Origin of the sequence: Streptomyces sp. NPDC017993 (assembly GCF_044328065.1) — a bacterium.
In the GTDB taxonomy this organism is placed as follows: Bacteria; Actinomycetota; Actinomycetes; order Streptomycetales; family Streptomycetaceae; genus Streptomyces.
This window is the reverse complement of sequence record NZ_JBIRGO010000032.1, coordinates 1-18,641: the sequence shown is the minus strand read 5'-3', so window position 1 is coordinate 18,641 and position 18,641 is coordinate 1. Positions and strand designations below refer to the sequence as shown.

Here is an 18,641-nt window from a genome sequence, read left to right as displayed (position 1 = left end):
CGAAGGGTGCAACCGCTCAGCGGGAATCCCCCTCTGACCCAACACAGGGAGTCCGGACCCCGCTCGTGCCCAGAGACGCTGTCGACACGAAATGTAGATGTAGTGACTGTGAAAGAAGCCCTAGAGCCACGGCCTGGGCCCACCATCACGCCAACCGCGCAGGTCAGCATCGTCGTCATCGCCTACAACGATGTCGCCCATGTCTCCGAGGCCGTGCGCTCTGCTCTGGCGCAGGGGGCACCGGGACAGACGGTCACCGAGGTGATCGCGGTGAACGACGCCTCCACCGACGGCACCGGCGCGGCCCTGGACATCCTCGCCCGCGCCGATCCACGGCTGCGCGTCATCCACCGCACCGAGAACAGCGGCGGCTGCGGCACCCCGCGCAACGACGGGGTGCGGGCGGCCACCGGGCGGTTCGTGATGTTCCTGGACAGCGACGACGTCCTGCCCCCGGGCGCGGCGCAGGCACTGCTGACGGCCGCGCTCCGGCACGACGCCCCGGTGGCGGCCGGCGCCTGCGTACGGCGTGAGCTGCCCGCGCGGCGCGACGTCGCCTGGCAGCCCAACCTCTACCGCGAGGCGGCCGTGCACGGCTCCCCCGAGACCAGCCCTCAGCTGGTGCGGGACACCCTGTGCGTCAACAAGCTCTACGACCGGGCGTTCCTCACCGAGCACGACATCGCCTTCCCCGAAGGCCGGTTCACCTACGAGGACTTCGTGTTCACCGCCCGGGTGCTGGCCGCGGCCCCGCGGATCGCGACCATCCCCGACAGCGTCTACGTCTGGCATGTGCGCCGCGCCGCCGCCAAGCAGTCGATCTCCCTGGACCGCAAGGACGTCGCCAACTGGCAGGCCCGGATCGACGCCCACCGCACCAGCGTGCAGATCTTCGAGTCCGCCGGGCACAAGGCGCTGGCGCACGCGGCGGACATCAAGTTCCTCGACCACGACCTTCGGATGTACGTCCGTGAGCTGCACACCCGGGGCGCGGACTACCGCGCCGACTGGTGGCGGCTGACCCGCGCCTACCTGGCCCGCTTCGACGAGGCCGATCTGCTCGCGGCGCGCGCACCGGCGCGCTGGCTCGCCCGGGTGGTGCTGGCCTCCCCCGAGCCGCGGGATCTGGAGCGCCTGACCCACCTGGCGGCCCGGCCCGGCCGCCTGCTGCCGCCGTACGCGGAGGCCGGGGGCCAAGCGGTGTGGTCGGCGGAGCTGCCGGAGGTCGAGCTGGACGCGCTGGGCACCAAGCCGATGCACCGGCTGCCGGTGACGGTGGACGCGGAACCGGTCATCGGCGCCCGCAATGTGCTGCGGCTGCGCGTGCACGAGATGTACGGGCGGCTGGCGGCGGCCGAGCCGGTCACCATCGACGTCGAGCTGCGGCGCCGCGCCGACGACCGGCGCGGTCCGGTGCACACCGCCGCGCTGACCGCGACCGCGGCGCCCGGCGATGAGGCCGGTGTCTGCTGGACCGCCGAGGTGGTGCTGGATCTCGCGGCGCTGGCCGCGCGGAACGGCAGCCGCTCCGCCGACCCCGAGCCATGGGATCTGATGGCGCAGGTGACCTGCGCGAACGGCGCCGGCTTCCGCGCCTCGCTCCGGGCGACCGGCCCGGGGCTGCGCCGCCGCGTGCTGCCCAGCAGGCGGCATGCCCTGCTGCTGGTGCAGCCGTACGCGACGACCGGCGGCGCGCTGTCCCTGCGGATCGCGTGCGGGCTGCGCAGCGTGTGGCGTATCGCCGCCCGTAGGCTGCGCCGCTGAGCGGCGCCCCGTCCCCGCCCCGACCCGACCGAGTCCACCGAGCCTAGGATGGCGCTATGTCTTACTTGATCACGGGTGGTGCCGGTTACATCGGCGCCCATGTCGTACGAGCCCTGCGGCAGGCGGGCGAGACGGTCGTCGTGCTGGACGACCTGACGACGGGCGTGGCCGCCCGGGTCCCGGAGGGCGTTCCGCTGGTCGTCGGCTCCACCCTCGACCGGGAACTGCTCAGCCGCACCCTCGCCGAGCACGGCGTCACCGATGTCGTGCACCTGGCCGCCAAGAAGCAGGTCGGCGAGTCCGTCGAGATGCCGCTGCACTACTACCACGAGAACGTGCACGGCCTGCAGACCCTGCTGGAGGCGATGGCCGCGGGTGGCGTCGGCCGGCTGGTGTTCTCGTCCTCCGCCGCCGTCTACGGCATGCCCGACGTCGACCTGGTCACCGAGGACACGCCGTGCGTGCCGATCAACCCGTACGGCGAGACCAAGCTCGTCGGCGAGTGGATGGCCCGCGCGGCCGGTAAGGCCCACGGCATCAGCACCGCCTGCCTGCGCTATTTCAACGTCGCCGGGTCCGCCACCCCCGAACTCGCCGACACCGGTGTCTTCAACATCGTCCCGATGGTCATCGAGAAGCTCACCGAGGGCACGGCGCCCCTCATCTTCGGCGATGACTACGACACTCCCGACGGCACCTGCATCCGCGACTACATCCATGTCGCCGACCTCGCCGACGCGCATGTCGCGGCCGCCCGCAAGCTCGCCGAGCCGGGCCCGGTCCGCGATCTGACGCTCAACATCGGCCGCGGCGAGGGCGTTTCGGTGCGCGAGATGGTCGATCTGATCGCCGAGGTCACCGGGCACGACGAGGTCACCGCCCAGGTCACGCCGCGCCGTGCGGGCGACCCGGCACGGGTGGTCGCCGCCGCGGACCGGATCACCGCCGAGCTGGGCTGGAAGGCCCACCACGACGTCCGCGACATGATCACCTCGGCCTGGGCGGGCTGGCAGCACCACCGCCCGCGGGAGCATCGCGGCTGATCACCGCCGCACCCGCACCCGGTCACGCCCCGAGGGCCCACGCCCCGTCTCCGCCGCCCCGCGCGGCCGGAAACGGGGCGTGCGCGATTCCGGTCGGCCCGCCGCCGTCAGCGCGACAAACGCGACAGCGGCGCCGTCAGGCAGCCGCCCGGCGGCACGGTGAGGACCAGCGGGGCCCGCACGTCCCCGCGCCGGACGGCCGCCCGCACCGGCAGCTCCCTCCGTAGCGGCCCGGCGGTCAGCCGCAGCGCGACCCGCCAGGTGCCGGGCGGCCCGCTGCGCAGCAGGGAGCACACCGTGAAGCGGTCCCCGGCGCCTCGTTCGACGGTGGTGCGCAGCGCCACCGTCCGTGCGGCGTCGAAGAGGATCAGCTGGAGACCGGCGTCTGCGGGGCAGCCGGGCAGGGTGAGCCGGGTCGTGAGGGCGACCCGCCCGGACGGGCTGATGGTCGCCTCGCCGCGCAGATCGGCGCCCAGCGGCCGGCGGACGCCGGTGCGGTCCAGGTCGAGGTGGAGATGGCCGTACGGCTCCGAGCGGAAGAGCGCGGCGACGACCGGGCCGGCCGCGCCGCCGTCGGCGAGCCGCGGCGCCATGCCGGCGGTGTCCCGGCGTTCGGGGCACAGCCACGCCTCGCGGCGTACGCCGGGTGCCGCCGCGCCGTCCGCGAGGTGTGCGGCGACCGCCACCTTCAGACCCCACACACCGTCGGCCATGGGCGCGCCGTCCGCCGCGGTCGCCGGGTCGATCCGGGCGTGCCAGGCGCCCTCCGCACAGTGGGCGGCCGGGATGCGGTACTCGCCGCCACCGCCGCGCAGCACGACCTCGACGGAGTGCGTCTCCAGGCCGGGCAGTGCGGCGGTGCCGCGCAGTTGGAGGACGCCGTCCACCCACCCGAAATCCGTCAGCCGCTGCTCCAGGACGAGCCGGTCGGTGAGGTCGTAGCAGGCGTCGGGCAGTCCGCGGGCGGGGTCGCGGAAGTACGGGTAGCCGGCGTAGACCCGCCCGTCCTCGTCGATGTGCGCGGGCGCGACCCGGCGCTGAGCCCCGGTGGCGGGATCCGTGCCGGTGTCGGCGTGGATGATGCCGGTCAGTTCGTCGACGAGTCCGGCGGCCAGGCAGTGGGCGCGCAGCCGGAGCCGGGGCGGCAGGGCGGCCCGTACCCGGTCGGTGAGGTACCGCTCGACGAGGGGGCGGGCGGCGGCGGCCATCTCGCGGCGGCCCGCGGCGTCGCGGGCGAGGTAGGGGGCGGTGAAGCAGGCGAGGATCTCGCCGTGGAAGTGCCGGACCATCAGCTTGTCGCGGTCCGGACCGGGCGGTACCGCCTCGGCGACATCGGCCAGGACGGTGCCGACGTAGCGCAGCTGGTCGGCCCAGTCCAGGTCCTGGCGGGTGGCGTTGCTGTCGTCGTCCCGGCCGTGCAGGTGGTAGCAGTCGTGATCGGCGAGGACGGAGACGGTGCCGGCGCGCAGCAGCGCGGCGATACCGAACGGCAGGTCCTCGCCCAGCAGCCGCCCCTCGGTGAAGCGCAGTTGGTGCTTGTCGAGGAAGGAGCGGCGGAAGAGCTTGTAGGCGGCCAGGGTCCAGTAGACCGGGGAGTCGAAGACCGAGACGCTGCCGCTGGTGGTGCGCAGGTCCACCGGTGCGGAGCGGCCGTCGGCCCCGACGATGCGCCCGTGGACGATATCCGAACCGTGGGTCTCGGCCATCTCGGTGAGCCGGTCCAGCGCCTCGGGGCCGAGCCGGTCGTCGGAGTCGAGGAAAAAGACGTAGTCGCCGGTGGCCCGCGCCAGCCCGATGTTGCGCGGTCTGCCCGCGCCGCCGGACGCGGCCTGGCGCACCACCGTCAGATTCGGGTGCCGGCGGGCCTGTTCGTCCAGCCACTCCGCGCTGCCGTCGGTGGAGCCGTCGTCGACCGCGATCAGCTCGATCCGGGCCTGGTCCAGGCTCTGGGCGAAGACCGAACCGATGCTGCGGGCGAGATAGCGCCGGGTGTTGTGCACCGGCACGATCACCGAGACCGTCGGCGCGGCGGCGGAAGGGCCGGCGGCGGCCACGGCCATCGCTTCGTCAGACACAGCCACCCTGCGCTCCGTTCCTCTCCTGCGGACCGTGGAATTCACCCTGCACCCCGGCAGAGTAAAACGGGCTATCGAGACATATCCCGTAGTGTGAGCGTTCGCTGATCGTGGAGTGGTGCCGGTACGGCGGCCTCCACCCCGTAAGAGGCGGTCCGGGCGCGGGAGGTTGCCCGGCCGTCTCGGGACGCGCAGGGAGAACGCGGCGACGTGAGACCGACCATCAGGCGCCTGGCCGCACCCGGGCTCGCGGCGCTGCTGTCCATGGCGGCGTACTGCCTGGCCCTGGCGATCCACGGCGGCTACCCCTTCGGCGCCCGCTCGCGCGCCATCAACGATCTGGGCAACCAGTTCGTGCCGTTCCACGCCCGGCTGTGGGACCTGATCCACGGCCACACCGGCGGCGACCTGTTCTTCAACTGGGGCAGCGGCTACGGCGTCCCGTTCCTCGCCGATTTCTTCACCTACCTGATGAACCCGTTCTCCTGGCTCGTCGGGCTCTTCCCCCGCCATCTCGTCGACCTCCCCGTCTTCCTGGTCACCCTGTTCGGTATCGGCCTCGGCGCCGCCCTGATGACCGTCCTCCTGGCCCGGCTGCAGCCCGGTTCCGGCCTCCTGCGGGCGCTGCTCGCGGTGGGCTACGGGCTGTGCGGCTGGGTGCTCAACGACGGTTACGCGGACCCGATGTGGATGTGGGGGCCGGTCGCGCTGCCGCTCATCGGCATCGCCGCGGACTGGTGCCTGCACCGGCGGCGCTGGGTGGCCGCCACCCTGCTCATCGCCCTCGCTTGGGCGGGCAATTTCTACACGGCGGCGATGGCGACCCTCGCCATGGGGCTGGTGCTGCTCCTGCGCCTGCTGCTGGCGGAGCGGAAATCGGTCGGCGACCGGCTGCGGTCGCTGCTGCGGGCCGCCGGCGCGGGACTGGTGGGCATCGCGCTCGCGGCGCCCGCGATGACCGTCACCTACCGGGCGAGCAAGGCGGCCCAGCCGGCGCCGGAGGCGGTTTTCCTCGGCCGGCCGGCGCTGCGCGACCAGTTGGCGCAGCTGCTGCCAGGCGGCCACGGCGGGGCGCACGCCACCCCCGTGCCCAACGTCGCCATCGGGATGCTCGGGCTGCTGCTGGTGGCCACCTTCCCGTTCGTCCGCGCGCTGCCGCTGCGGGTGCGGGTCGGCTGGTACGGCCTGGCGGCTGGGGTCGCCGTGTCGTTCGTGTGGAAGCCGACGATCCTGCTCTGGCACGGCGGGGCGCTGCCCAACGGAAGCCCGTACCGCGCCTCCTTCGTGCTCAGCGCGATCTTCGTGATGATCGCCTGGCTCACCCTGGCGCACCGCCCGCGCCCCCGCGAACTCGCCGCAGGGGCGACGCTGGTCGCGCTCCTCGCGATGCTCTGCCGCGACCGGAACTCCGTCGGCACCGCCACCTGGATCCTGGTCGTCGGCGGCGGTGGCGCGGCGTGGATGGCGCTGGCGGCACTGTCCTCCCTGCGCGGTCACGCCGCTCGCGCCCGCCTACGGACCGCCGTCGCCGCGGCGCTGGCCTGCACGGTCCTGCTGGGCTCGGCGTACACGGTGTTCTCGGTGACGGTGCAGCGGGGCAAGATCGCCTGGTTCCGGCCGAAGACCACGCTGAACGACCGGGCGGTCGCCGCCCACGCCGGGCTGGCCGCCCGCGCCGACTGGCCCCGCTCGCGCACCGATCCCGGCCCGCACGAGTTCGCCAACAACGACCCGCTGCTGATCGGCGGCGAGGGCGGCTCGTACTACAGCAGCTTCGTGCCCGCCGGGACCGCCGGCACGCTGCACGGCCTGGGCGCGGGCTGGTACATGAAGGGACGGCACACGCTCAGCTTCGAGGACCCCGTGGGGCGGGCGATCATGGGCGTCAGCAGCTATCTGGCTCCGGTGCCGGAGGGCGGCGGCCGGTACACCACCGGGCGTGCGCGGCCCGCCCCCCTGCTGACCGTGCGCCGCACACTGCCGCCCGCCGGCCACACGGGGACCGTCTTCGCCCGCCAGGAGCGGGTGCTCGGCGCCGCCGTCTACGAGGTGCCGGCCCTGACACCCCGCCCGGGTGATGTCGCGGTGCCCAGCCGGGGCGGCTGGATCCTGCCCGCCGTACGGAAGCCTGCCGCGGACCCGGACCGCGCCGGGACCGTCTTCACCGGGCGCTGCACCCCGGGCAGCACCGCCGTCTGGTACGCGAAGTGGTTCTCCGGGCACGTCGGCGGGCTGGGCAGCAGGACCCGGGCCGTGGGCTGGTTCGAACGCACCGCCAACCCGGTCAGGTCACTGGGCACGGTGCCCGAGGACGGCACGGTCGCGGTGCGCTTCACCGGTCGCGGTCACCAGCACGTCCCCCGGTACGCCCTCGGCTGCGTCTCGCCGCGCAAGCTGGACGCGGCGGTGGACGCCCTGCGCGCCAAGGGCCCGGTCGCGTTCCGCACGAGCGGCCACGGGCTGACGGCGACCCTGCGGCCCGGCAGCGCGGGATACGCGGTGCTTGCGGTGCCGCTCACCCGGGGGTGGGGCTGTTCGGTGGACGGCGGGCCGTCCCGCGCGCCCCGCTCCTTCAGCGGTCTGCTGAGCGTCCGCCTGGGCTCCGGCGCCACCCGATTGGCCTGTTCGTACACACCGCCCGGCCTCAAAGCGGGCCTTGCGGTGAGCGGTGCGGGCGCGCTGGTGCTCACCGCGGTGGCCGTCGGCGCGGCCGCCCGTAGGCGCCGTGACGCCGGTCCGGGCGCGCCGCCCGTGACTGCCGGAGCGTCACCACGTCTGCACCGCCCGAATAGTGACATCGGCGCACATTAGTAGACTTGGCCCTCAGGGAGCGGCGCGTGAAACGCCCCCTGCCCCGGCGAAAAGGCCAGTTCCATGAAGCTTTCCATCGTCGTGCCCTGTTACAACGAAGAAGACGTCATATCCCGGTTCGACGACGTCATCCGCGCGGCTCTCGGCGAACTCGCCGTGGAGTACGAGCTGTGTTACGTGGACGACGGCAGCGCCGACGGGACCCTGCTCCGGCTGCGCAGCCTCGCGCTGCAGCACGCCAGCACCACCCGCTACCTCTCCTTCAGCCGCAACTTCGGCAAGGAACCCGCGATGCTGGCCGGCCTCAAGGAGGCCACCGGCGACGCGGTGATCCTCATGGACGCCGATCTTCAGCACCCTCCCGAGCTGATCGAGAAGATGCTCGATCTCTACCACCTCGGCCACGACCAGGTCGTCGCCAAGCGCAGCCGGGACGGCGACAAGCGGCTGCGGACCGTGCTCACCCGGATGTACTACCGGGCGGTCAACTCCTGGGTGGATGTCGAACTCACCGACGGCGCGGGGGATTTCCGGCTGCTGTCCCGCAAGGCCGTGGACGCGCTGCTCTCCCTGCCGGAGTACAACCGCTTCTCCAAGGGGCTGTGCTCCTGGATCGGTTTCGACACGGTCACCTTCGACTACCGCAACGCCGCCCGCGAAGCCGGCGAGACCAAGTGGCGCTTCGGCTCGCTGATCAACTACGGCATGGACGGCATGATCTCCTTCAACTGCCGCCCGCTGCGCGCGGCGATCTACGCGGGTCTGAGCCTGGCCACCTGCGCCGCGCTCTACACCCTGTGGATCATCGGTGTGGCCCTCGCCGGCGGGGTCACGGCGCCGGGCTATGTGACGCTGGTGGCCATCGTGGTGGGCCTTGGCGGTCTGCACATGGTGATGCTCGGCCTGATCGGCGAGTACATCGGACGGATCTACTACGAGGCCAAGCGCCGACCGCACTTCCTGGTCAAGGAGGCCAACGGCGCGCCGCAGCCGCGCGTCCGGCCGGACTTCACCACCGCGGCCACCATCACCTCGACGGACCTCACGAACGCCGCACGCGCGGCCCGTACGGCCCCGCCGCCGCACCCCGCGTCCAGCACCTCCCAGGCGGGCTGATGCGGTGGTCTCCGCAGGCCGTGCCGTGGGGACAGACAGCCCGCTTCGCCGCCGTCGGCGCCGTCAACACCGTGACGTTCTACGCCTGTTATCTCCCGCTGCACCGCGTGCTGCCGTATTTCGCGGCGTACACCGCCGGCTTCCTGGTGAGCCTGGTCGGCTCGTTCTTCCTCAACACCCACTTCACCTACCGCACCCGCCCGACATGGCGTAAGTTCCTGCTCTTCCCGTTGACGCAGGTCACCAACTATCTGGCGCAGAGCGCCGGCCTGGTGGTGCTGGTGAGCTGGTGCGGGATGAACAGCGCGGTCGCACCGCTGCTCGCCGCACTGCTGGCCCTGCCGGTCACCTACCTGGTCTCCCGGCGGATTCTGCTGCCGGACCGCCGCGAAGCCGCCACGTCGGACGGCCACCGACCCGACGATGCCGGCCCTCAGGCCGCCCCGCCGCCCCCGGCCCGCTCCGACGAGCCGGCCTGAGCCCGCCAGCCCACGAACCGCGCGCTCTTCCCGGCCGCCCGCTGACGGGCCGCGTACAACCTGCCGTCGTGGCCCAGCGCCACCACCACGGCGCGGCCCTCGGCGTCCTCGGCGACACCGGCCGCGGCCGAGTGCGGCACCTTGCCCCGCTGCCAGGGCCGGGGCCCCTCCTGCGCCATCGCGACCCGCACCTCGCCCGCGGCGTCCCGCACCGCGAGCACCATCCGGTCGCCGCGGCCGACCGGCACGGCGGCCACCCGGCCGTGGCCGCCGACCACCGCGCACCGCGCCGTCACCCGCCACCCGCCGGCCGGCCGCCGCCAGTCGGCGAGCAGCACCTGCGCGGTGGCCGGCTGACGGTAGGCCACCCGCACCGCGCCGTTGCCCAGCCCGACGACGCTGACCGGGCCGCCCGCTTCCGGCAGGCCGGTGGCGGCGGCCGGCTGCGGAAGCGCACCCGCCTTCTTCGACACCCAGTGGTGCACCGTGCCCGGGGCAGGTGCGACCAGATGCACCAGCCCCTTGGAGTCAAGACAGGCGTCCAGTCCGTCGACGACCTGCGGTGACGCCTGCGGGGAGCCGACCGGGCCCGCCAGCCGATGCCACAGCCCCCACCGCGCGCCGTGCGGGCCACTGCGGCAGGCGATACCGCCGTCCCAGGTCCGTACGAAGACATGCACCGTGCCGTTCCGGGCCACCACCGCCGCCGGGAAGCCGGTCTCCAACGACTTGGCCGGATCCGGGTCGGGGGAGCCGAGCGACTCCCACCGCGTGAAGGCGGGCACGCCGTCGGGCGTGGTGCCGCGCTGCCTTGCGGTCATCAGCTCACGGCGGTGGGCGGCGTTGCGGCCCGGCAGGACGGTGCGGCAGGCGAACAGCTGAAGGGTGCCGTCCGGGTGACGGACCACCTGGATCTGACCGTGCAGCAGTTCGCCGCCCACCGGCACCGGACCGTCGAAGCTGCCGCTGCCCGGCGCGGTCTCCGCCCAGCAGCACGCCGCGCCGTCGAGCACGGCGAAGGCCATGAGCCGGCCGTCCCGGGCGGGCCGTATCCAGCCGTTGGAGCCGGGGGCGCGCAGCCTGGTGCTGCGGGTCCAGCCGCTGGAGCCGCCGCTGAAGGCGGAGGCTCCCACCTTGCGGTCGCCGCACCCGGCCGGGTCGCCGCAGTCGCGGTTGTCGGCCCAGCCGTAGACCGACAGCAGGTCCCCCTTGCGGCGGGCCGCCGCGGTGTCCAGGCCGGCGGGCAGGGCGGCGACCTCGTAGCCGAGGTAGTTCTCGACGAAGGTCGGCCGGCGGTGAGCCCGCGTCCAGTAGCGGGCCAGCGCCGCCTGCACGAAGTAGGCGGAGGCGGTGTGGTCCTGATGGTCGAAATACCGCAGGCCGGCCAGGCGGGCATCGGTGCCCGCCGGCTGGAGGTCGGGGCCGTCCTGCGGCTGGTGGGGCTCATGGACCGCGTTCGGGTCCAGCGTCCGCACGACCGAGGGGCCGACCCGCTCCAAAACCGCCACCAGGGTCGAGATGACCTGCTCACGGGTGTAGTGGAACGGCCACCGCACGGGGGTGCCGGCGGCGGGCAGGGTGGGAAGCGTGTCGGACGCCCCGAGCCAGAGGCCGCGCAGGCTGGTCGCCCGGGGTGCCCAGACGGCCCGCGCCTCGACCAGCCCCAGGAAGATCAGCTGGTGCTGCGGAGCGGCCCGCAGCGTCTGGACCTCCACCTCCAAGCCGGGCAGCAGGGATACCGCCGCGATGTCCCAGGGGCTGTCCGGGGCGCCGGTGGCCATTACCGCGTGTGCGGCGCGCAGCCCGTTGGCGCGGGCCCGGGAGAAGGCGGCCCGGTCCTGCGGGACGCTCGCGGGGTCGCTGGTCCCCTCGCCGACGTTGTGGCCGTCGGACTCACCCCCCGTCAGGCAGACGGTGACCGAGCGCCCGCCGCTGCGTAGGGACTGCTCCAGATCGGGGTTCATGAAGTACAGGCCGTCGTCGGCGTGCGCGATGACGTGTAAGAAGGCCGGGTCGGGAGCGGCGGCCACGGACCGGCCGGTACGGGCCCCTTGGGCCGACCGGGTGAGCAGGTCCTCGGGTGCGAGCCACGCCCACACCCCCGCGCCGGCCGATGCCGCCAGCACGCCACCGCCGGTCGCCTGAAGCAGCCGGCGGCGGGATACGCGAGGGGGGCGCGCTTGCACTCGGGGTCTCCTCCGGGGCGCCGAGGGCGCCACCACCATCGGGGATCGCGTCGGACGCGGCTCCAACCGGCCCGATGCGCAGCGAGGCGCGGACCGGACGAAGCCCTCCGACGAGAGGCACGCTCCCAGTATTTGATGGCACGGCAGATCCCGCCTGTCCGCGAGGGCGCCGTCACACCCCCCGCGCGCGTCGGCGGCCGGCCCGGCGCCCGCCCCCGGTCAGGGCCTGGCGAGTGCGCTGACCACCGCCGCCGACAGCTCGTCGAGATAGGCCGGCGGCAGCTCGTCGCGGACGACCAGCAGCCGCCAGTACAGCGGGCCGGTCAGCAGGTCCAGGGCCAGTCGGGCGTCGGCGCCCGCGGGGATCTCGCCACGTTCGGCCGCGCGGGCCAGCATCGCGGTGGCCACGCCCTCCTGACTGTCGTGCAGGGCGCTTTTGAGGGCATCGGCCAGTTCGGGGCTGCGCGCCGCCTCTGCCAGCAGGTCGGGAATGATCTGGGCGGCAACCGGGTGCCGCAGCGCGCGGGCCGCGACCTCCAGCAGCATGCGCACATCCCCTTGCAGCGACCCGGTGTCCGGGGTCGGCATACCGGCCACCGCCACCGCGGAGACCACGTCCAGGACGAGGTGCAGCTTGGAGCGCCACCGCCGGTAGACGGCGGTCTTGCCGACGCCCGCCCGCCGTGCGATGCCCTCGATCGACATCCGCGCGAAGCCGACCGCGGCCAGTTCCTCGAAGACCGCGGCGCGGATCGCGGCGGTCTTGTCCTCCCGCAGCACGGCGGCGCCGGCCGGGGCCCGGCGTGCCGCCGCGGGGTCAGTCTCGCTGCCGTTTTTTGCCATGCCATGAGCATAGCGTCACGACGCTACGGTTGCGTTTCGACGTGACGGTCCTCTACTGTCGGCGTCGCGACGATACGGACCCGTTCCGTCGCTCCGCATGTTCACCGCCCCCGACGTCGTCAGGTACGAAAGCGGCCTCCATGCCCCAGACCCTCGCTCCACCGGCCCCGGCGCCCGCCCGGGCGCCCGCTCCCGGCGCGCCCCCCGACCCGGAACTGCGCGCACTGGCCGAACGTCACGGCCTGGCGGTGAGCGGCGCCCGGCCCTCGCTCCCCGCCTACACCCGCCGCCTCTGGGCCCGCCGGCACTTCATCGGCTCCTTCGCCACCGCCCGGCTCACCGCGACGTACACCACCGCCAAGCTCGGCCAGCTCTGGCAGGTCATGACCCCGCTGCTCAACGCGGGCGTCTACTACTTGATCTTCGGTGTGCTGCTGCACACCAGCCGCGGCATCGAGAACTTCATCCCGTTCCTATGCACCGGCATCTTCATCTTCACGTTCACCCAGTCCACGGTGCTGGCCGGCACCCGATCCATCTCCGGCAGCCTCGGCCTGGTCCGCGCCCTGCACTTCCCCCGCGCCTGCCTGCCCCTCGCCCACACCCTCATCCAGCTCCAGCAGCTGGTCTTCTCGATGGGCGTGCTCGGCGCCATCGTGCTGCTCTGCGGAGTGCCGCTGACCTGGCACTGGCTGCTGATGATCCCGGCGCTGCTGCTCCAGTCGGTCTTCAACGCCGGACTCGCGATGATCATGGCGCGGATCGGCGCCCGCACCAGCGACACCGCCCAGCTGATGCCGTTCGTCCTGCGCACCTGGATGTACGCCTCCGGCGTCTTCTACGACATCTCGAACTTCACCCGCGACGCACCGCACCTGGTCGCGGTGCTCCTGGACCTCAATCCCGCGCTGATCTACATCGACCTGATGCGCTACGCCCTGATCGACACCGTGCGGGCCGACACCCTGCCGCCGCACGTCTGGCCGATGGCCCTGGGCTGGGCCCTGCTGTCCGGCACCGTCGGATATCTCTACTTCTGGAAGGCGGAGGAGGAGTACGGCCGTGGCTGACACCATCACCGTTACCGAACACCCCGGCGCGCTCCCGTCCACGGCCCCGCGGCCGGCCGGCCCGGCCGCCACGACGGCGCCCGACGAGCGCGTCCCCACCGTCATCGCCGACGACGTCCACATCGTCTACAAAGTGCACGGCGCGGGCGGCGGCCGGGGCAGCGCGGTCTCCGCACTGAGCCGGATCGTCCGCCGCACCACCTCCGCGGGCACCCGCGAGGTGCATGCCGTCAAGGGCGTCACCTTCGTCGCCCACAAGGGCGAGGCGATCGGCCTGATCGGCTCCAACGGATCCGGCAAATCCACCCTGCTGCGCGCCATCGCGGGCCTGCTGCCGCCCGCGAGCGGCCGCGTCTACACCCACGGCCAGCCCTCGCTGCTGGGCGTCAACGCCGCGATGATGAACGACCTGACCGGCGAACGGAACGTCACCCTCGGCGGCCTGGCGATGGGCATGAGCCGCGAGGAGGTGCGCGAGCGCTACGACGGCATCGTCGACTTCTCCGGCATCAACGAGAAGGGCGACTTCATCTCGCTGCCGATGCGCACCTACTCCTCCGGGATGGCCGCCCGGCTGCGGTTCTCCATCGCCGCCGCCAAGAACCACGACGTGCTGATGATCGACGAGGCTCTCGCCACCGGCGACCGCAGCTTCCAGAAGCGCTCCGAGGCCCGCATCCGCGAACTGCGCGAGGAAGCCGGCACCGTCTTCCTCGTCAGCCACAACAACAAGTCGATCCGCGACACCTGCAACCGCGTGCTGTGGCTGGAGAAGGGCCAGTTGGTGATGGACGGCCCGACGGACGAGGTCGTCAAGGCGTACGAAGCGTTCCGGTAACCGGCGCCGGCCGGCCCCGCCCGGACCGCTCGCGCCGCACACACGGGGACGGCCCCGGAGCCTGTTGCTCCGGGGCCGTCCGTCGTGCGGGGCGCGTCAGCTGTGCGTGCGCAGCAGCGTACGCATCGTCCGCATGGCGACCGAGAGGTTCGCCAGGTCGAAGCCGTCCGAACCGTGGATCTCCTCCAGGGTGGCGCGGGCCCGGCCGAGGATGGCCGCGTTGGCCTCCTCCCACGCCTTGAACCGCTGCTCGGGCGTCGAGGTGCCGTTGCCCACCGACAGGACATCGGCGGTCAGCGCCGCGTGCGCCGCGAAGAGGTCCTCGCGGATCGAGGCGCGGGCCATCGACTGCCAGCGGTCGTTGCGCGGCAACTCCAGGATCCGGTCGAGGAGTTGGTTGATCCGCAGCCGGTCACCCAGGTCGTAGTAGACCTCGGCGACATCCAGCGGCTCCTTGCCGGTGCGGTCGGCGATGGCGACGATGTCCAGCGCCGGGAAGACCGAGGAGAAGCCCGACACCCGCACGGCCAGCTGCTCGGGCACACCGGCGTCGGTCAGCTCCGTCCGGATCGTCTCGTACCACTCCAGGTCGCTGCCCTGCAGCAGCTTCGGCACCGCCGTCCAGACCCCGGCGACCCGCTCCGCGAAGAAGTCGATGGTCTCCGAAAGCTCCAGCGGCTGCGGCCGGTTGTTGAGCAGCCAGCGGGTGCCCCGCTCGACCAGCCGGCGCGAGTGCAGCCGGATGCGGGTCTGCACATCGGCCGCGACGATGTTGTCCAGCGCCTCGACGTCGTCCCAGACCTGACCCAGGGAGAAGATCGCCCGCGCCGCGGTGTGCGCCCGCACGACCTCTTCGAGGGATGCCCCGGTCTCCTCCCGCATGCGGTGCAGGAAGCTCGTACCGCCGGTGTTCACGGTGTCGTTGACCAGCACGGTCGTGACGATCTCGCGGCGCAGCGCGTGGGCGTCGACCTGCTCGGCGAAGCGGTCGTGCAGCGCCGACGGGAAGTAGGCGTGCAGCAGCCGCTGGAGGTAGGGGTCGTCCGGCAGGCCGGTGTGGATCAGCGCGTCGGCAACCGTGATCTTGGTGTACGCCAACAGCACCGCGGTCTCGGGCTGGCTCAGCCCGCGCCCGGCGGTCAGCCGCTCGCGGATCTGCCGGTCAGTGGGCAGGAACTCCAGCGCCCGGTCGAGGTCACCGTCGCGCACCAGACGGCGCATGAAGCGCTGCTGGGCGTGCAGCATGCTGGACGACTGGGCCTGCGCCAGCGCCAGCGCGGTGTTCTGCGCGTAGTTGTTGCGCAGCACCAGCGCGCCGACCTCGTCGGTCATCTCGGCCAGCAGCTTGTTGCGCTGCTTGACCGTCATATCGCCGTCGGCGACGACCGAGTTGAGCAGGATCTTGATGTTGACCTCGTGGTCGGAGGTGTCGACACCGGCGCTGTTGTCGATCGCGTCGGTGTTGATCTTCCCGCCGGCCAGCGCGAACTCGATCCGGCCCAGCTGGGTCAGGCCGAGGTTGCCGCCCTCGCCGACGACCTTGACCCGCAGGTCCTCGCCGTCGACCCGGATCGCGTCGTTGGACTTGTCGCCCACATCGGCGTTGGACTCCGCCGAGGACTTCACGTACGTGCCGATGCCGCCGTTCCACAGCAGGTCGACCGGCGCCTTGAGGATGGCCTGCATCAGATCGGCCGGCGTCATCTTCTTCACGCCGGGCTCGATGCCCAGGGCGGCCCGCACCTGCGCGTTGATCGGGATGGACTTGGCCGACCGCGGATGGATGCCACCGCCCGCCGAGAGCAGGTCGGTGTTGTAGTCGGCCCACGACGAGCGCGGCAGCTCGAAGATCCGGCGTCGCTCGGCGTAGCCGACCGCCGCGTCGGGCTTGGGGTCGATGAAGATGTGCCGGTGGTCGAAGGCGGCGACCAGCTGGATGTGCTCGCTGAGCAGCATGCCGTTGCCGAAGACGTCACCGGACATGTCGCCGACGCCGACGACGGTGAAGTCCTGGGTCTGGGTGTCGTGGCCCAGCTCCTGGAAGTGCCGCTTGACCGACTCCCAGGCGCCGCGGGCGGTGATGCCCATGCCCTTGTGGTCGTATCCGGCGCTGCCGCCGGAGGCGAAGGCGTCCCCGAGCCAGAAGCCGTAGGACTCGGCGACCTCGTTGGCGATGTCGGAGAACGTCGCGGTGCCCTTGTCGGCGGCGACGACGAGGTAGGTGTCGTCCTCGTCGTGGCGGACGACGTCCTGCGGGTGCACGACCTCGCCGCCGACGAGGTTGTCGGTGATGTCCAGCAGACCGGAGATGAAGGTCTTGTAGCTGGCGATGCCCTCGGCCAGCCACGCGTCGCGGTCCTGCGCCGGGTCCGGCAGCTGCTTGCCGACGAAGCCGCCCTTCGCGCCGACCGGCACGATGACGGTGTTCTTGACCATCTGCGCCTTGACCAGGCCGAGGATCTCCGTACGGAAGTCCTCCCGGCGGTCCGACCAGCGCAGACCGCCTCGGGCCACCTTGCCGAACCGCAGGTGGACACCCTCGACCTTGGGCGAGTACACCCAGATCTCGTACGCCGGGCGGGGTGCCGGCAGGTCGGGGATGGCCTGCGGGTCCAGCTTCATGGACAGGTAGCTGTGCGGGCGGCCATGGCTGTCGCGCTGGTAGTGGTTGGTGCGCAGCGTCGCCTTGATGACGGTCAGGAAGGACCGCAGGATCCGGTCCTCGTCCAGGGAGGCGACCTGGTCGAGCGCGCCGTCCAGCTCCTCCAGCAGACCGTCGGTCAGCTCCGTCCCGGCCCGCTGCCGCTCCGGCGACATCCGCGCCTCGAACAGCGAGACCAGCAGCCGGGTGGTGTGGACGTTGTTGGCGAGGGTGTCCTCCATGTACGTCTGGCTGAAGGTCGATCCGGCCTGCCGCAGGTACTTGGCGTACGCGCGCAGCACCATCGCCTGGCGCCAGTGGAGGCCGGCCCGCAGCACCAGCGTGTTGAAGTTGTCGCTCTCCGCCGCGCCGGTCCACACCGCCGTGAAGGCTTCCTGGAAACGCTCGCGGGCGTCGTCGCCCTTGACGTGCTCCGGCATCCGCAGGCCGAAGTCGTAGACCCACGCGATGGTGGCGTCCGCGCAGCGCAGCTCGTGCGGACGCTCGTCGACGACCTCGACACCCAGGCGGTTCAGCCCCGGCAGCACGCGCGACAGCGAGACCGGCTCGCCCCTGCGGTAGATCTTGAAGCGGCGCTCGCCGGGGCCGGCGCCGACCGGCTCGTAGAGGCTGACCGAGAAGTCGCGTCCCGACTCGCCGGTGAGCTTCTCCAGGTGCTGGATGTCGGCGACGGCGCTGCGCGGCGAGTTGTCGGCCTTGTAGCCCTCGGGGAAGGCATGGCCGTAGCGGCGCAGCAGCTCGGCGGCACGCTCCTCACCGACCTCGGCGGTCAGTGCCTCGGAGAACCCGTCGGCCCAGGAGCGGGCGGCCTCGACCAGCCGGGCCTCGATGCGGTCCACATCGCTGTCGGTGAGGTCCGGGAGGGACGCACCGGGCTCGACGCGGATGACGAAGTGCAGCCGGGAGAGGATCGACTCGGTGTTCCACGCGGTGAAGTCGACGTTGGTGCCGCCGAGTTCCTCCTTGAGGATGTCGATCAGCCGCAGCCGGACGCCGGTCGTGTAGCGGTCGCGCGGGAGGTAGACCAGCGCGGAGTAGTAACGGCCGTACTCGTCCTGGCGGAGGTAGAGCCGCAGCCGACGGCGCTCCTGGAGGTAGAGCACGCTGGTGGCGATGGCGCGCAGCTGCTCGACCGGCGTCTGGAACAGCTCGTCGCGCGGGTAGGTCTCCAGGATCTGCAGCAGGTCGCGGCCGTCGTGGCTGTTCGGGCTGAAGCCCGCGCCTTCGAGGACCTCGGCGACCTTGCGTCGGATGACCGGGACCCGGCGCACCGACTCGGTGTACGCGGCGGAGGAGAACAGCCCCAGGAAGCGGCGCTCGCCGATGACGTTTCCCTCGGCGTCGAACTTCTTGACCCCGACGTAGTCGAGGTAGGAGGGGCGGTGGACGGTGGCGCGGCTGTTGGCCTTGGTCAGGATGAGCAGCTTGTGCTCACGGGCCTTGGCGCGGGCGTCCGCCGGGAGTCGGTTGAAGGACGGCGAGACGGGGTGGCCGTCGTCGTCGGCGTGCGAGGGGTCGGCGCGCAGGATGCCCAGGCCCGTACCGGGCACGGCGGTCAGCACGTCCTCCTCGGCGCCGCCCTCACCGGGCGCGGAGACCAGCTCGTACTCGCGGAAGCCCAGGAAGGTGAAGTGGTCGGCTGACAGCCATCGCAGCAGCTCGCGGGCCTCGTCGATCTCCTGGTCGCGCAGGTCGCCGGCGGTCGGCTCGGCGGGCAGCTCGTCGGCGATGCGCAGCGCCGCGCCGCGCATCTT

At 72.5% G+C, this 18,641-nt stretch carries 11 protein-coding genes; 7 read left to right on the top strand and 4 right to left on the bottom strand.

The window, feature by feature from the left end:
- Nucleotides 1-108: 108 nt before the first annotated feature.
- Both ACH4FH_RS35925 and galE read left to right on the top strand, forming a co-directional pair.
- Nucleotides 109-1,764: a glycosyltransferase family 2 protein gene (locus ACH4FH_RS35925; RefSeq protein ID WP_398560200.1), complete on the top strand. Its 1,656-nt coding sequence runs from the start codon at nucleotides 109-111 to the stop codon at nucleotides 1,762-1,764.
- Nucleotides 1,765-1,820: 56 nt separating this feature from the next.
- The gene (gene galE / locus ACH4FH_RS35920; protein ID WP_398560170.1) at nucleotides 1,821-2,807 is read left to right on the top strand and encodes a UDP-glucose 4-epimerase GalE; all 987 of its coding nucleotides are present in this window, start codon (nucleotides 1,821-1,823) and stop codon (nucleotides 2,805-2,807) included.
- Nucleotides 2,808-2,914: 107 nt separating this feature from the next.
- Here the strand turns inward: galE and ACH4FH_RS35915 are convergent, their stop codons facing one another.
- Nucleotides 2,915-4,888: a glycosyltransferase family 2 protein gene (locus ACH4FH_RS35915; RefSeq protein WP_398560169.1), complete on the bottom strand. Its 1,974-nt coding sequence runs from the start codon at nucleotides 4,886-4,888 to the stop codon at nucleotides 2,915-2,917.
- Between the two features lie 204 nt (nucleotides 4,889-5,092).
- Here ACH4FH_RS35915 and ACH4FH_RS35910 point away from each other — a divergent pair, with 204 nt between their 5' ends.
- From ACH4FH_RS35910 to ACH4FH_RS35900, 3 genes are all read left to right on the top strand, one after another.
- A complete protein-coding gene (locus ACH4FH_RS35910) occupies nucleotides 5,093-7,693 on the top strand; it encodes a YfhO family protein (RefSeq protein ID WP_398560168.1) in 2,601 nt (866 codons plus the stop codon).
- 63 nt (nucleotides 7,694-7,756) lie between these two features.
- Nucleotides 7,757-8,809: a glycosyltransferase family 2 protein gene (locus ACH4FH_RS35905; protein ID WP_398560167.1), complete on the top strand. Its 1,053-nt coding sequence runs from the start codon at nucleotides 7,757-7,759 to the stop codon at nucleotides 8,807-8,809.
- A complete protein-coding gene (locus tag ACH4FH_RS35900; protein ID WP_398560166.1) occupies nucleotides 8,809-9,288 on the top strand; it encodes a GtrA family protein in 480 nt (159 codons plus the stop codon). Before ACH4FH_RS35905 ends, ACH4FH_RS35900 begins: the two co-directional genes overlap by 1 nt.
- Here the strand turns inward: ACH4FH_RS35900 and ACH4FH_RS35895 are convergent.
- Both ACH4FH_RS35895 and ACH4FH_RS35890 read right to left on the bottom strand, forming a co-directional pair.
- Nucleotides 9,243-11,474 carry a PIG-L family deacetylase gene (locus tag ACH4FH_RS35895; RefSeq protein ID WP_398560165.1) on the bottom strand — a complete coding sequence of 744 codons (2,232 nt, stop codon included), beginning with the start codon at nucleotides 11,472-11,474 and terminating at the stop codon, nucleotides 9,243-9,245. The genes ACH4FH_RS35900 and ACH4FH_RS35895 overlap by 46 nt on opposite strands.
- 219 nt (nucleotides 11,475-11,693) lie before the next feature.
- Nucleotides 11,694-12,317, bottom strand: coding sequence for a TetR/AcrR family transcriptional regulator (locus tag ACH4FH_RS35890; protein ID WP_398560164.1), 624 nt, complete (start codon nucleotides 12,315-12,317; stop codon nucleotides 11,694-11,696).
- 140 nt (nucleotides 12,318-12,457) lie between these two features.
- Between ACH4FH_RS35890 and ACH4FH_RS35885 the strand changes: the two genes are divergently transcribed.
- Nucleotides 12,458-13,387, top strand: a complete 930-nt coding sequence (locus ACH4FH_RS35885) for an ABC transporter permease (protein ID WP_398560163.1) — start codon at nucleotides 12,458-12,460, stop codon at nucleotides 13,385-13,387.
- Nucleotides 13,388-13,490: 103 nt separating this feature from the next.
- Nucleotides 13,491-14,225: an ABC transporter ATP-binding protein gene (locus ACH4FH_RS35880; protein WP_398560199.1), complete on the top strand. Its 735-nt coding sequence runs from the start codon at nucleotides 13,491-13,493 to the stop codon at nucleotides 14,223-14,225.
- 96 nt (nucleotides 14,226-14,321) lie between these two features.
- Here ACH4FH_RS35880 and ACH4FH_RS35875 read toward each other — a convergent pair.
- Nucleotides 14,322-18,641, bottom strand: a 4,320-nt coding sequence (locus ACH4FH_RS35875; protein ID WP_398560162.1) for an NAD-glutamate dehydrogenase, incomplete at its 5' end; no start/stop codon positions are given.